The organism is Chloroflexota bacterium (assembly GCA_016887485.1).
Taxonomy (GTDB): domain Bacteria; phylum Chloroflexota; class Anaerolineae; order Anaerolineales; family Anaerolineaceae; genus Brevifilum.
In genome coordinates, this window is record CP069394.1 from 785,024 (window position 1) to 799,973 (window position 14,950).

Genomic DNA, 14,950 nt, shown 5'->3' on the forward strand with positions numbered 1-14,950 from the left:
ACACAATAAAGGGCAGGAAGAATATGGGTGCATATCGTCACGCGATCGTTTTTTATAATGAAAAATCGGGTCAATGTACGAGCACCCATCCACGCGCAGAGATTGAACGATTCTTAATAGACCATCAAATTCAATACCATATACTTCTCGTGCCTCAAAACAAAGCTAAACTACGCGAAGAAGTGGCTTTATTAATCCAACACGGTGTTGACCTCGCTATAGCGGCGGGCGGCGACGGTACAGTCTCAATTGCCACTGATCTGCTGATGCCTTACAGCCTTCCGCTGTTTATTCTGCCACTGGGCACCGGCAACCTGCTGGCGAAAGAATTAAAGATTCCTCTTCGGCTGGAAAACGCTTTAAATCTCATTACGTCCACCGACAACCGCAGCTTCACCCTGGATACTTTTTCCTGTGATAATCAGTTTTACATTATGAACCTCAGCGTAGGCGTGTCGTCCCAAGTTATGGAAGTGACCCCCACCGAGGAGAAGAAGCGCTTTGGCTTCTTTGCCTATTTCAAACATTTTATTGAGCAAGTCCTTGGGCTGGAGCTTAAACGAGTGGTTATCAACCATGATGGGGTCAAAGAGACTTTCATGGCGTCGGAAGTGATGGTCACCAATAGCCGCCTGATCGCGATCAATCCATTGGAATGGGCCGAAGATGTCTTTATTGATGATGGGGTACTTGATCTTTTTATCGTCCGGGCGGCCAACCTGACGGATATCATCGGTTTTGTACATTCCATCTTCACGAAACGCATCTGGCAGAATCCGATTGTTCACCATTTCAAAATCCAGGATAGGTGCACCATCGAGACAGCCCACCCATTTCCAGTTCAGGCTGATGGCGATTTAGTGGGCAAAACGCCGGTTGAAGTCATCGTTCACCCAAAATCACTCAGGGTCTTTATTCCTTCCAATGAAGTCGGTAAAATTAGATAAATTTGGTATTATTTGACGAATAGTCGACTTTTGAAAGGTGAAAGATGAAAAAATATGACTATATAATTATCGGCGGTGGGATGACAGGCTCCTCAGCCGTGATGGGTATCCGGGAAATTGACCCGGAAGGCACAATCGCCATGTTTTCCAGAGATAAGTTCGGACCCTATAACCGCCCTCCACTTACCAAAGGTCTTTGGAAAAAAGGCAAAGTGGACGACATCATGCGCCCAATAGAGAAATACAATGTGGCGTTGTTCCTGGAGGACAAAATCACGGCTATCCACCCCAATGAAAAATGGGTTGAAAGCCAAAACGGTGAAAAGTTTACCTATGACAAGCTGCTCCTGGCCACGGGTGGTCACCCTAACCATCTCCGTGATATGCCAGAAGGCGTCATCTATTACCGAACACTCTCTGATTTTGAGAAACTGAGCCAGCTTGTGGAGACCAAACAGAATTTCTGTGTGATCGGTGCAGGGTTCATTGGGTCTGAGATTTCTGCTGCGATCAATCAGCAAGGCAAATCGGTCACGATGATCTTCCCTGAGGTCGGGATAGCAGGACGGATCTTCCCGGATGGCCTTTCTAAATTCATGAATAAGTATTATCATCAAAAGGGTGTGAAAGTCCTGGCTGGGCATCTTGTGAAAGCTGTCGAAAAACAAGGGGACAAGTTCCTTGTGACTTATGTCAATACGGAAACCAACGTTGAATTTTCCACCGCTTTTGACGGTGTTGTGATTGGTGTTGGGATCAAGCCCAATATCTACCTTGCGGAAGAGGCCGGGCTTGCAGTGGATAATGGCATCGTTGTCAACGAATTCCTCCAAACGGACAACCCGGACATCTATGCCGCCGGGGATGTTGCCAATTTCTTCAATGTGGATCTCGGTAAGCGAACCCGGGTAGAGCATGAGGATAGCGCCAACACCATGGGCATGCTGGCCGGGAAGAATATGGCAGGTGAACACCTTAGGTATGACCACTTCCCCTTCTTCTATTCTGACCTTTTCGATATGGGTTATGAAGCCTTGGGTGAACTGCATAAAGAAGCTGAAATCGTTGAGGATTGGATTGAACCCCATCAGAAAGGCGCTATTGTCTATCTTGAGGACCATAAAGTCAGAGGCGCTATCTTCTGGAACCTCTGGGGCAAAGTGGATCTGGGTCGGGAAATTATTTCAGAAGGAAAAACCTACACGAAGGAAACAATAAAAGGGGTATTTACTGCCGAATAGGGATTAAACCCGTTGTAACGAAATGAAAAAGCGGTCTGGTTTTCCAGGCCGCTTATGGTTTATCCGTTATATCGTCGTCAGGGGTGTCAGGATGGGTAGAAATTGGTGGCGGTAGAATGGTGCCTACCGTATCCTGTTGGAACTGCTGATTGACTTCGGTGGTCGTTCGGTTGATCTCGTTGATCGTCTGCTGTACTTCAGCATCGTCCATCAATTTCCGAGGTATATCTTTGATATCTCTTGAGGTATTGACAATTTCCCGCCAAAATGGTGATTTGACGAAGTCTTTCACCCAGCGCCCCACCTCTCCAGCAAGCTCAACAGCCTTTTTGGGGCCAAGGATGATGAATGCCAGCAGGAGGATGAATAGAAACTCAAGAATACCGATATTGAAGATTTCCATCCGTCAAACGCAATGAATTAGTCGTCTGAGTCTTTGGATGAATCGGTTTCGTTCTCTTTTTTATCCTGTTCTTCCCCCGAAATACCCTTCTTGAAAGCACGGATACCGCTGCCCAGTTCGCCTGCGACCTTGCTGATCCGACCAACGCCAAAGACTAACAGAATGATCACCAGAAACAATAACAGTTCAGGCCATCTAATATTTCCAAGCATAATTATTCTCCTTGCTTATCTTTCTTCGCTAAAGCTGCTAATAGTATACTCAAAGCAAATAAGAGTATCAATGGCACCATCAATATGATCATGTTAATCGGATCACCGGTGGGGGTGATGACTGCCGCCGCAAATGCGATCACGATCAACGCAATTCGCCAGCTTTTCAGTAGCTGAGTTGCTGATACCACCCCAATTCGAGCTAAAACAAACGCAGCCAAGGGCATTTCAAAGCTGATCCCCGACCAAAAGATCAGGCTGGTGACGAAATCAACATAATCTTTCCACTTTGGCAATACTTCCGGTCCATAAAACTGAACCAATACGGGGATGGCGTTCGGCAGCATCACAAAGTAGGAAAATCCCGCCCCGATCAGGAATAGCACCACTGCCAGAGGAACTGCCAGTAAAACCCAGCGTCGTTCAGCGGGTTTCAAGGCGGGCTGAACAAAAAGGTAAATCTGTAAAAAGGTGAATGGTAGGGAGAGAATGAAGCCACCCAACAAAGTCACCCGCATGAACACACCGATATTTTCAGTGACTTCAATGGATAAAAGTGATTCAAATCCACCGATTGGTTGTGCCAATAGTTCCAAAATGCTGTTTGCAAATATCAACGTGATGATGACGCCGATCACGATACCGATGACGGCGAACAGCAACCGCTTGCGCAGTTCAGTCAGGTGCTGCCAGAAGGACATTTCTTGCTGATCGTTTGTCATAAAATCACTATTCAGGTTAGAATCCTAACCAGACTATTTTAACATTTGTCGATGCAATATACCACTTTTACATCATCCAATAAAGGATAAACGATGTTCAATCTTGAGGACCCTCACCTGATTCAAATCAACGCGCATAAACCTCCCACCTGGTTTCTCCCTTTCTCGTCACCCGATTCCCCAATACCTTATACACCAGAAGATACCGACCGGGCCCTCAGTCTCAATGGCGACTGGAATTTTCGCTTTTTCACCAGTCCAACCCAGGTCCCGGAAGATATCGCCTCAGGTATTGAGAAAGCCGACGAGATAACCGTACCGGGCTGCTGGGAGCTTTCTGGTTATGACCGGCCGCAATATGTCAATGTCCTTTATCCTTTCCCGGTGGATCCACCGCATGTGCCGAATGAAAATCCAACTGGTGTATACCAGCGGACGTTCACCCTGCCTGCTGATTGGGCTTCCTATGCCATTCATCTCACCTTCCTTGGCGTAAGTTCTGCCTTTGAGGTCTATCTGGACGGTCAATTCATCGGTGCAAGCCAGGGCAGTCGATTAACCTCAGAATTCGACCTCAGTCCTCATCTCAAGGATCATTCCGAACACCTTCTCACCGTCATTGTCTACAAATGGTCTGCAGGTGCCTATCTGGAAGACCAGGATCAATGGCGGCTGCATGGCATCTTTCGGGATGTCTATCTGACCGCCCGCCCCAAACAGCACCTTGAAGATGTCCAAATCACAGCGGATTACGACTACCTCTCAGGGTCTGGTAGCCTGAATATCGACATGCTGGCAAAAGACGGTCAAAGCTTGCCGATTAATATCAGGGTTCTCTCCCCAATTCGTGAATGCCTTATTGAGGATCAGGCTAAATCAAACCAGCCATATTCAAAAATTGTTGAAAACGTCTTGCCTTGGTCTGCAGAAGAACCCAACCTCTATAAGGTCATCCTCGAAACGTTGGATTCGGATGACAATGTGCTTGAAGTTATTGGCTATCAAATCGGTTTCCGCACCATAGAAATTCACGATCAACAATTATGGCTCAACGGCAGGCCAATCCTCCTCAAAGGCGTTAACCGCCATGAATTTGACCCCGATACCGGCTGGACCGTCTCAGTTAAATCGATGGAGAAGGACGTGCGATTGATGAAGCAGGCCAACATCAACACAGTCCGCAATTCGCACTACCCCAACCATCCCTATTGGTACACCCTTTGTGACAAATACGGCCTTTACCTGGTGGATGAAGCAGATCTTGAGACGCATGGCTTCCAGATCACCGGAAATTGGGAGGAATTATCCAATAACGAGGACTGGCTCCCCGCTTACCTTGATCGGGCTGAGCGCATGGTTTCTCAAAATCGCAATCATCCCTCTGTCATCATTTGGTCTCTCGGTAATGAATCCGGCTGCGGTACCAACCATGAACGCATGGCTGCTTGGATCCGGGAGAACGACCCCACCCGTCCTATCCACTACGAAGGCGCGGGCGATGCTGACTTTGTGGATATGGTCAGCACCATGTATCCCACCGTCAAGTCCATCAGAAAAGCTGGAGAAAACAAAGGAGATGATCCTCGGCCCTATTTCATCTGCGAATATGCTCATGCTATGGGAAACGGCCCTGGCAGCCTGCGTGAATACTGGGAAACCATCCATGCTTATCCCAGGTTGATTGGCGGCTGCGTCTGGGACTGGGTGGATCAGGGGCTACGTAACCCTGACCAGGCCCCCGCTGAGGCTGACTTTCTCTATGGGGGCGATTTTGGCGATGTTCCCAATGATGGCAATTTCTGCATCAACGGGCTGGTTGATTCTGACCGTAACCCCCATCCCGGACTGGCAGAATTAAAATATTGGCTCCAACCAGTTAGCTTAGGTAATGTGAACCCTGATGATGGGACATTTACCATTGAAAACCACTATGCTTTCCTGTCACTGGAGCACCTGCGCGTGACTTACTCCCTTGAAACCCAGGACGAAATCCTTTTAGAAGGTGAGTTACCGTTGCCGAAAATTGCAGCAGGCGACTCTCAGCTTATCTCTCTGCCTGCGCTAAAGGCCCTGGCAGCGGATGGGAATCCTGGTATCCTAAACTTGTCGTTTTCTCTCGCAGAAGCTTGCTCCTGGGCGCCAAAAGGCCATATTATTGCTCGAACCCAGCATTTTCTCAATGAAAATTCACCTCAGCCAGCTGAAACCAATTCAGAAGCCACTTCTTTCGCTGTCTCATCTACCCTTGAATCCATCCAATTGAGCTCGCCATTGCAGGCCTTCACAGTGGATAAGGCAACCGGTTGGATCGGTTCCTGGGTGATTAACGGGAGTGAAATCCTGCTTTCACCTCTTCAACTGAATATTTGGCGGGCACCAACGGATAATGACGTGCAGGTCGCCAAAGAATGGATTCTGGATGGGCTGGATCGCACCCATTCGCGCCTGGACTCACTTTCGGTTGAAGAAATGCCCGAGGAAATCCGAATAATCACCAAAGGCACACTAGCTGCAGATGGTTTCAAGCCTCACAGTGCATACGAGGTTACCTATCACTTCAAAGCCGACGAAGCCCTTCAAATCGACCTTCATTTCACGTCCCTCAGGCTGCAAACCCGCCTGCCCCGGCTGGGATTTACAGCTCAACTTGCACACTCTTATGAAGACGTGACCTGGTTTGGGCGCGGTCCACACGAATCTTACCCGGACATGAAAGATTCAGCCCTCATTGGCCATTATTCAGTGAAAACCAAGGACCTTTTCCATTCCTATGTCCGCCCACAGGAAAATGGTAACCGGTCTGAGGTTAGATGGGTTCGTTTCGGCGGCAAGAGTGTGGAAGATATCCTCTTTATCGGAAAGCCAACATTGAATTTCAACGCTCAGTATGTCTCGCTTGAAAGCCTGCCCCGTGCCAACCACCCGTCAGAGCTTCACTGGGAAGAAGCGCCGCATATTTATATTGATGCTGCCCAGACCGGCCTTGGCAGCAATTCTTGTGGGCCGGACACATTAAGTAAATACCAATTTAATCCTGACGAGATGGTGTTTAGTTTTGTGGTTAGGATAAATAAAAATATATAAATATATAATGACTATACGAAGTTATATTAATTGATGAAAGATCAATCGTTTTTGAGGGTCAAATACATAATATTCACAGGCTTACTTTTCATGGGATTGGTGCTGGCGTCCTGTGCCCCTGGTCAAACGCTAAGCCTATCGCCTACGCCTTATAGTGTCACAGAGACTGCGATAATATCTCCGATGGCTGCAACAGCGACTTTGACGACTTCCCCAACTGGCACCAGCCAGCTCCCTACAGAGCGGCTAGGCTGCTTGTTACCTTCTGATGATTACACTCTGCTCACTATCAATGGCTACCAGCTCAACCAGCGCACCTATGAGATGATTGTCTACGCCCAATCGCTCTACGGCGGGCCTATAGACCTCACTGGCAGTGCAATCACTCAGGGCTCCTACACCAATGCTGTGGAGGCAAGTTTCGGGACGCATGCTGGCGGTGGTGCAGTAGATATCTCCGTTATGGCCCCTGGCACTTACAGCATCCTTGAAGATGAAATTGAGCCCCTGATCAAGGCATTGCGTTTAGCGGGCTTTGCAGCCTGGTATCGTGACGTTAATGACCTTTATGAAGGTTCCCCCGCCCATATCCATGCCGTTGCCATAGGAGATCGGGAGTTATCTATGGCAGCCCGTGAACAGCTTGCTGGGCCATTTGGCTACTTCTGGGGCTATGACGGCCTCCCACGCGAGGACGGCATTCCTCAGCGAGATTCCCACGAGGGCCCTGTCCTTTGTAATTGGATGATCGATATGGGTTATCCAGCCAAAACCGCTACACCCAGCCCCTAAACGCGAAGAAATCCGGCGGAGGCCCACCAGACTTCTTATTATGTTTCTCTCTGTCAATTCTTTCTTTTTTCGGTAGCCTCCGCCACCGCCCATTCCGCCGCCTGTCCCTAGCTGCGAAATCAAATAGGACAGGGCGAAACTGCTGTACTCTGTACCACCCGATGTCGCCGTAGTGGATACCCCTATACCCCTAATCCATCCACAGATTTAACATTTAAGGAAAATGAGGATGGCTGAAAGTTGTCGCTATCCTCGACTTTTTATTCTCAAATATCATCCCGAAGAGAAAAAGTGTTTTTGCTTGACAAACCATTTCTTATGTCTTACAATCCTTATCCTGATGCGGGGTAGAGCAGTGGTAGCTCGTCGGGCTCATAACCCGGAGGTCCTTGGTTCGAATCCAAGCCCCGCTACTAAGAAAAACCATCGTCTTTTGACGATGGTTTTTTGTTAATTGAAGATTCGGAGCATACCAGTTTTGATCAATTCAATTGATATTACTCTGTAATATCAATATCAAAAGCTTGACCTATTAACCAAAAAATTTCTCTTCCAGCAACTCACATAAGGCATGATAGATCGGCAGATGGAGTTCCTGAACCTCAGGGGTATCTTTTCTGGGCACCTTTATGCAAACATCGCAAAGCAAGGCCAATTTTCCGCCAGATGAATTTGTCATTCCAATGGTATGCACTCCCATCACGGAGGCTACCTTTACAGCATTAATCACGTTCATTGAGTTGCCAGAAGTGCTCAAGGCAATCAAAGCATCTCCCGCTTGTCCATATCCATAAACCTGTTGCGCATAAACCATATCAGGAGCGACATCGTTGGCATAGGCCGAAATCAATGCGCTCTGGCTGACCAATGAAATGGCAGGCAAGGCACCCTGAAGATGGTCCGCCAAATAATCTGCATCTTCAGGATGTTTTTCCTCAAGAGCCTGCGTAAAAGTTTCAGGAACCGGTCTATCCAACGAAAAAGCCTTCATCAACTCACCAACAATATGCTCACTATCAGAAGCACTCCCCCCATTACCGCACACCAACACTTTCCCTTTATCCGAATAGACCTGGACTAATACGTCAGCAGCTCGGGTTATTTCATCCTGAACTTTTTCAAGATCCGGATAGCGATTGATCAATTTTGATATTGGGTCCATTGGTTTCTTCCTTACTTTTATCAGTGAAATTATTATTTTCAAGGCACAAAGAGTTATCAAAGACAGTATAACGACTCGATTAATCGCCGTCAACCTGGAAAAATACTCCGAAATCCCTTCAAATCACTCACCACAAGTAGTACAACGTTTTACCCCGTTCCATTCAAAATCAGTACCGCTTTTCAGTTATATTAAAAATATTTAAATCCATTATCTCTATTTTCCAACAAATTATCAATTTCAGGTGTAAATAGCCTTGACGAAGACTTCTCTTTTATGTAATAATTTACGTAAATCGTCACCTCATCCTATTGTCTCGTTTTCATTAAGAAAGTTATTATGATCACAATCAAAGAAATTGCCAAAGCTGCCGGGGTTTCCCCATCAACGGTCTCAAACGCCCTCAACGGGAAACCTAATGTCAGCGAAAAAGTCCGGGAACGGATCTTTGCTTTGTGCAAGGAGCTGAATTACCAGCCCAACCCAGCCAGCAAAGGTCTCAAGTCAGGCAAAAGCAAGACCCTCCTGTTCGTTTTCAGTGATTTTGACCGCCAATTTTATCTTCAGATCATCAAGGGAATAAACCAATATACAAATCTTAGGGGATACGACTTATTGGTCTGTTCTGCGAAATCCTGCGCCAAATTTATGCACCCCAGCATCACCTGCGGCTCCATCATCCTTGATCGCCGGGTTCATGACCAATTAATCCTCCAAAAAGCCTCCGTTGACTACCCAATCATCTCTCTGGACCGCCCTCTCAACCAAGAAGGCGCAAAAAGCATCCTATTGGATAACTATTCCGTCATGAGCGAGCTTATCGAGGGTCTATACAAGCGTGGTTATCGCAAGTTCGCCTATCTGGCCGGCGTTGAGGGAACGCTGGATAACAAGGAAAGATACAGCGCTATGATGGATATCCTGAGTTCACATGACATCAAGATTCCCCCAGAGTACCATCTCCACGGCGACTACACGGAACAAAGCGGCTATCAGGCAGCAAAAATACTACTGCTCTCCAAGAAGCTGCCTGAAATTGTCATTTCCGCCAATGACGACATGGCCTTCGGGATGATTGATGCATTCAAGGAAAATGGCCTCCAAGTACCGGAGGATATAGCTGTCACAGGTTTTGATGATGAAAAACCCGCAGAAGCGCTGGGGTTAACCACCATTTCCGTGCCTAATTTTGAGCGGGGATACCTCGCAACCCAGCACCTAATAAATTGCATTGACGGTGAAGGCGATTTCTCACCCATCACCATTAACGCCTCTGTCGCCTGGCGGAGCGGGTCTGTACTCAATGAGATAGACATTAATTAGCTGAGGGGCGATCTCCTTTCAGATTAAACATCATATTTATATCTATTTCGATAAATCTATAAAACTAGAATTATCTGACGAATATTAAATTTCTCCGAATTGAATCGGTTACACTTTATTCGAAATTCATTAATTTCACATGAATTTTTGAATAATTAATAAGAGATATCGTGTATAATAGTTTCTTGTTGACGCCGGTTTATTGTGTTGAGATTTAATTTTGGAGGCCAAATGACCCGCAAAGAAGAGATCTTTCACCACGCGCACCCTCGTAGCACCAAGCCCTTTTTCATCATTATAATAATCTTAGTAACTGCATTTATTCCCATTTCCGGTTTTAATTTATCAGAAGTCAATGCAGAAGACTTAAACCTACCACCTGAGACTTACTACGCTGGCACAGATACCGATCTTCGAGGCGACGACAGATATTCTTCTGCATTTAATATCGGGTTCGATTTTACTTATTTCGGAAACACCTATTCTACATTCCAGGCCACAACCAATGGCCTGATCTATTTCGGGGGTGGTGACTATTACCATTATGCAAATAGTCCGATTCCCAGCACAGGCACCCCAAACAACGCCATATACGCTTTTTGGGATGATCTGTATTCCTATGACGATACGCAACTGGTACTTTACCGAACCATCGGCGAGGTAGGAAGCCGCGAATTGATAGTCCAATGGACGAACTATGGTTACTTTGCTTCCGATCTGCCCATGGGAACATTTCAGGTCATTTTATATGAAGGCACAAACAACATCCGCATCCAGTACCGACAGTTATTAACAGCCTCCCGCTCATATGGCCAGTCTGCAACCATTGGCCTGGAAAATGCTGCCGGTACTGCCGCCGTTCAATATTCCTACGACACTGAAAGCTTGGACCCTGAGCAATCCATCCTTTTCACACCCAGCGGTTCGACATACGTCTATAACAGCGGCGCTGCCTATGAAGGCGTATACCTTTATGCAGACTATCCCCCACCAAACGTTCCCGCTCTGATTTCTCCCGCTAATGGTTCTGCTGGCGTTACCACCTCGCCGACTTTTGATTGGGATGACACTATCGGTGCAGATGCTTATAATTTGGTTGTCTCAACCAATTCCAATCTCTCCTCCCCCATCATCAATCAAACCAATCTGAACGGAACTTCCTATTCTGCCAGCGGCTTATCTGTTGGTCCAACCTATTATTGGGGTGTTGAGGCGGTCAACGCTTATGGCAGCACCTGGTCAAGCATTTGGAATTTCACAACAGCCGCAGGCAACTCAGCGCCGAATGATATCATCCTCAGTAACAATTCCATCAGTCAGGGCCTCCCCTCTGGAACCACGGTTGGAGGCCTATCCACCACTGATCCGGACGCTGGCGATACACATACTTACGCACTGGTAGCAGGCGCTGGCAGTTCGGATAACGCCAGTTTCTCCATCTCTAGCAGTACATTGCTAACAGCCGTCAGCCTCTCCGCCGGTGATTACACAATCCGTATCCGCTCCACAGATAGCGGTTCCCCTGCGCTATACGTTGAAGAATCTTTCACCATCACCGTAACGGAAGCTAATGTTGCCCCCACGGATATCAGTTTATCATCTACAACAATCAACGAAAACGTCCCCGCAAACGCAACGGTTGGTACATTGTCAACCACGGACGCGAATAGCAGCGACAGTTTTACCTACACTTTAGTCGCTGGCACTGGGGATACTGACAATAATGCTTTCGGCATTTCTGGATCGTCGCTCACAATTAACAGCAGCCCGGATTACGAAACAAAAAGCAGTTATTCCATCCGAATCCGTTCTACCGATCTTGGTGGCCTTTCTACTGACAAGCAATTCACGATTCAGGTCAATGATCTATCCGAAAACACGACAACAACTATCACATCTGACACACCAGATCCATCTGTTGTTGGACAGAATTACACAGTCTCAGTATCCGTTGCACCATCTTCAGGTGCCGGTATGCCCTCCGGGAGTGTTCAAATCGGCGATGGTGTCAATTTCTGCACCGCATCTCTATCCGCAGGAACAGGGAGCTGTTCATTACCTTCGACATCGGCAGGCACTAAGACGATAACAGCCAACTATTCAGGAGTTACAGGATGGCTTATATCTTCCGATACCGAATCACATAGCGTGGCCAAAGCTGATACGACAACAACTATCACTTCCATCACCCCAGAGCCATCCGAATTGGGTGGTGACTATACTATTTACATGACGGTGACTACAAATGCACCGAGTACTAGTCTCATCTCCAGCGGCACGATTAATGTGACCGTTGGTACAACCACGACTGGGGTCCCAATTACTAATGGCCAAGCCTCACTGCTTGTGACAGGAAATTCCACTGGAACTGTCACCATTATCGCGACCTATTTAGGTGATGCCAGTCACTTCAACACATCCTCAGATACGGAAAACCATGAGGTCGAAGATACAACCCCTCCAGACGTTGAAATTGATCAGGAGACGGGACAGAATGACCCAACAAATTCCAGTCCAATTCTATTCAATGTAGATTTCTCTGAGTCCGTGACTGGACTCACTGGCGATGATATCAGTTTCACTGGCAGCACTGCACCCGGCACCCTGGCAGCCTCAGTTTTAGGATCAGGCGCCTCCTATTCTGTTTCGGTCAGCGGCATGACCGGCAGTGGTTTGGTCGTCATTTCCATCCCCGCCGATAGTGCTTTTGACCCATCCAATAACGGCAACACAGCCTCCAACAACATTGATAATTCTGTTACCTTTGATATCACCAACCCCACAGTCACCATCGACCAATCTTCTGGTCAGGCTGATCCAACCGCATTGAGCCCAATTTTATTCGATGTCGAGTTCAGCGAGGCTGTGACAGGCTTCACAGCCAGCGATGTCAGTTTTGCTGGCAGCACTACTCCCGGCACTCTCTCCGGAGCCATCACTGGTTCTGGCACAACTTATCAGGTCTCAGTCAGCGGCATGACCGGATCTGGTACTGTCGTCGTATCAATCCCAGCTAATTCAGCAATTGACCAGGTTGGAAATAACAACGAGGCCTCAACCAGCACTGATAATTCAGTAGAATATGATGTGACCCCACCTACGGTCACCATCAATCAGGCCTCAACCCAATCAGACCCGACCAATGCATCACCAATCGTCTTTGATGTGGTATTTAGCGAATCGGTCACAGGTTTCACTGGCACCGATGTTGACCTGACCAGCAGCACAGCCCCTGGAACGCTCTCAGCGGCTGTCAGCGGCTCCGGAGCGACATATCAGGTCTCAGTATCAGGTATGACGGATAGCGGCTTAGTGATCGCCTCAATACCGTCTGACAGCGCTGTGGACGCAGCCAACAATGCCAACGAAGATTCCACCAGTACGGATAATAGCGTGATCTATGATGTGACGGATCCAACCGTTACCGTTGAACAAGCTCCAACCCAAATCGACCCCACTCGCTTTACGCCCATCAACTTTGAAGTCACTTTTGATGAACCTGTCACGGGCTTCGACCCCAGTGATATTGACTTTACCGGCAGCACGGCGCCCGGCACTCTCTCCGCTGCAATTGGCGGGACAGGGCCGATCTACAATGTCCTGGTGAGCGGGATGACCGACAGTGGCTTGATCGTTGTTTCAATTCCCGCCAATGCCGCTGTGGATGCCTCTGGCAACAATAACGAGGCTTCAACCAGTACGGATAACAGCGTTACCTATGATGTCACGCCGCCAACCGTCACAATCAATCAAGGCTCAACACAACCAGACCCAACCAACACAGAACCCATCGTATTCGATGTCATATTCAGTGAAGAAGTCATTGGTTTTGAGGATACTGATTTGGTCGTTGCCGGCATGGTCAACCCACCAGTCATCGTCATTAATGGCTCCGGTGACACCTATACGGTTGAAATCACCGGCCTAACGGATGGCGAAACGGTTACCGTTGATATCAGCGAGAACTCGGTCGTGGATAACTCCGGTAATGAAAACAGCGCTTCGTCAAGCACCGATAACAGTGTATCCTACGACATCACCTCAATTCAAATCATGGAAGCAGGCGTCATTGGCTGGCCGGGCAATCTGGTCATTCAAAACGACAAGAAATATACCCGCAGGTTTACCGAAATTGAGATCAATTTCGACTCTGATGCCTATGATCCTCCTGAAAACGATGATCCAGATGATGTGACCAATCCGGAAAATTATTACCTGCTCCAACCCGGAGATAACGGAGAATTCGATGTAGCTACCTGTGATGTTGCCCACAATCTTGAGTTAAGCGGCTTGGATGACATTGCTATTACCGTTGGTCCCGTCACTTATGAAAACAACGCAGGTGCTGGACCATTCATTGCCACACTCACAGTTAATAATGGCACCAACCTGCCACTTGGGAAATATCGGTTGATGATTTGCGGCTCAACCACCATCATGGATCTGGCCGAGAATCCTCTGAACGACGGTGAAGATGCCATTTTGGACTTCACCCTCATCAAACTGCCGGATGAACTGCCTCTTACGGGCTTCAACCAGAGTGGTGTCACGACCCTTCCCGAACAAACACTATCGTCTGCTTACAATAGCTCCGGCATGGTACTCTCTTTGCCGGGGTTAGGTGTCAGCGCTCAAATTGTGGGCGTTCCGCTGGAAAGTGATGGCTGGAACACTTCCTGGCTGGGCAATGATGCAGGTTTCCTTGAAGGCAGCGCTTTCCCAACCACGGTAGGCAACACCGTCATCACCGGCCATATCTGGACTTCGACGAACAAGCCAGGGATCTTCCTCGACCTGAATACGTTGAGGTTTGGTGACGAAGTTCGCATCTACGCCTGGGGCAGAGTGCATACCTACAAGGTGTTAAGCAATTACCTGGTCAGTGATACCAACGTCTCGAATGTCATGCAAAGCGAAATTGCGGATTGGCTGACACTGCTGACCTGTGACGGCTACGATCCCGAAACCGGCACCTACGCCTACCGCAGAGTTGTCCGGGCAATTTTGGTGAGTATCGAATAGACCACAATCGCACGATTGACTATAATAGGGCTTGTTACTCCC

At 47.8% G+C, this 14,950-nt stretch carries 10 protein-coding genes and 1 tRNA gene; 7 read left to right on the forward strand and 4 right to left on the reverse strand.

The genetic code is table 11. From position 1 onward, the window contains the following. The first annotated feature begins 23 nt into the window (after positions 1 to 23). Both JR338_03630 and JR338_03635 read left to right on the forward strand, forming a co-directional pair. The gene (locus JR338_03630) at positions 24 to 947 is read left to right on the forward strand and encodes an NAD(+)/NADH kinase (GenBank protein QRN83852.1); all 924 of its coding nucleotides are present in this window, start codon (positions 24 to 26) and stop codon (positions 945 to 947) included. Between the two features lie 44 nt (positions 948 to 991). Beyond that, positions 992 to 2,188, forward strand: a complete 1,197-nt coding sequence (locus tag JR338_03635; GenBank protein ID QRN83853.1) for an NAD(P)/FAD-dependent oxidoreductase — start codon at positions 992 to 994, stop codon at positions 2,186 to 2,188. A gap of 52 nt (positions 2,189 to 2,240) precedes the next feature. On the opposite strand, the gene JR338_03640 is transcribed toward JR338_03635, so the two are convergent. From JR338_03640 to tatC, 3 genes are read right to left on the reverse strand one after another with little or no spacing between them, the layout of a single operon-like run. Next, positions 2,241 to 2,591, reverse strand: a complete 351-nt coding sequence (locus tag JR338_03640) for a twin-arginine translocase TatA/TatE family subunit (GenBank protein QRN83854.1) — start codon at positions 2,589 to 2,591, stop codon at positions 2,241 to 2,243. A gap of 17 nt (positions 2,592 to 2,608) precedes the next feature. Continuing rightward, entirely contained in the window at positions 2,609 to 2,803 is a 195-nt protein-coding gene (locus JR338_03645) for a twin-arginine translocase TatA/TatE family subunit (protein QRN83855.1), read from the reverse strand. Positions 2,804 to 2,805: 2 nt separating this feature from the next. Further along, entirely contained in the window at positions 2,806 to 3,525 is a 720-nt protein-coding gene (gene tatC / locus JR338_03650) for a twin-arginine translocase subunit TatC (GenBank protein QRN83856.1), read from the reverse strand. A 93-nt stretch (positions 3,526 to 3,618) separates the two neighbouring features. Between tatC and JR338_03655 the strand changes: the two genes are divergently transcribed. The 3 genes from JR338_03655 (at position 3,619) to JR338_03665 (ending at position 7,814) form a co-directional block, all read left to right on the forward strand. After that, positions 3,619 to 6,609 carry a DUF4981 domain-containing protein gene (locus JR338_03655; GenBank protein QRN83857.1) on the forward strand — a complete coding sequence of 997 codons (2,991 nt, stop codon included), beginning with the start codon at positions 3,619 to 3,621 and terminating at the stop codon, positions 6,607 to 6,609. 183 nt (positions 6,610 to 6,792) lie between these two features. Further along, positions 6,793 to 7,401: a hypothetical protein gene (locus tag JR338_03660; protein QRN83858.1), complete on the forward strand. Its 609-nt coding sequence runs from the start codon at positions 6,793 to 6,795 to the stop codon at positions 7,399 to 7,401. 341 nt (positions 7,402 to 7,742) lie between these two features. Continuing rightward, positions 7,743 to 7,814 (forward strand) — tRNA-Met (locus JR338_03665). 119 nt (positions 7,815 to 7,933) lie between these two features. On the opposite strand, the gene JR338_03670 is transcribed toward JR338_03665, so the two are convergent. Beyond that, positions 7,934 to 8,563 (reverse strand): SIS domain-containing protein, encoded by a 630-nt coding sequence (locus JR338_03670; GenBank protein ID QRN83859.1) that lies wholly within the window; start codon positions 8,561 to 8,563, stop codon positions 7,934 to 7,936. 336 nt (positions 8,564 to 8,899) lie between these two features. Here JR338_03670 and JR338_03675 point away from each other — a divergent pair, with 336 nt between their 5' ends. Together JR338_03675 and JR338_03680 are read left to right on the forward strand one after the other, a co-directional pair. After that, on the forward strand, positions 8,900 to 9,886 hold the full coding sequence (locus JR338_03675; protein ID QRN84347.1) for a LacI family DNA-binding transcriptional regulator: 987 nt from the start codon (positions 8,900 to 8,902) through the stop codon (positions 9,884 to 9,886). A gap of 231 nt (positions 9,887 to 10,117) precedes the next feature. After that, the gene (locus tag JR338_03680; GenBank protein ID QRN83860.1) at positions 10,118 to 14,908 is read left to right on the forward strand and encodes a sortase; all 4,791 of its coding nucleotides are present in this window, start codon (positions 10,118 to 10,120) and stop codon (positions 14,906 to 14,908) included. The last annotated feature ends 42 nt before the right edge of the window (positions 14,909 to 14,950 follow it).

What these genes read in the sequence shown, in the direction of transcription:
- JR338_03630 (QRN83852.1), top strand. Translation starts at nt 24, where the DNA reads ATGGGTGCATATCGTCACGCGATCGTTTTTTATAATGAAAAATCGGGT.
- JR338_03635 (QRN83853.1), top strand. Translation starts at nt 992, where the DNA reads ATGAAAAAATATGACTATATAATTATCGGCGGTGGGATGACAGGCTCC.
- JR338_03640 (QRN83854.1), bottom strand. Translation starts at nt 2,591, where the DNA reads ATGGAAATCTTCAATATCGGTATTCTTGAGTTTCTATTCATCCTCCTG.
- JR338_03645 (QRN83855.1), bottom strand. Translation starts at nt 2,803, where the DNA reads ATGCTTGGAAATATTAGATGGCCTGAACTGTTATTGTTTCTGGTGATC.
- tatC (QRN83856.1), bottom strand. Translation starts at nt 3,525, where the DNA reads ATGACAAACGATCAGCAAGAAATGTCCTTCTGGCAGCACCTGACTGAA.
- JR338_03655 (QRN83857.1), top strand. Translation starts at nt 3,619, where the DNA reads ATGTTCAATCTTGAGGACCCTCACCTGATTCAAATCAACGCGCATAAA.
- JR338_03660 (QRN83858.1), top strand. Translation starts at nt 6,793, where the DNA reads ATGGCTGCAACAGCGACTTTGACGACTTCCCCAACTGGCACCAGCCAG.
- JR338_03670 (QRN83859.1), bottom strand. Translation starts at nt 8,563, where the DNA reads ATGGACCCAATATCAAAATTGATCAATCGCTATCCGGATCTTGAAAAA.
- JR338_03680 (QRN83860.1), top strand. Translation starts at nt 10,118, where the DNA reads ATGACCCGCAAAGAAGAGATCTTTCACCACGCGCACCCTCGTAGCACC.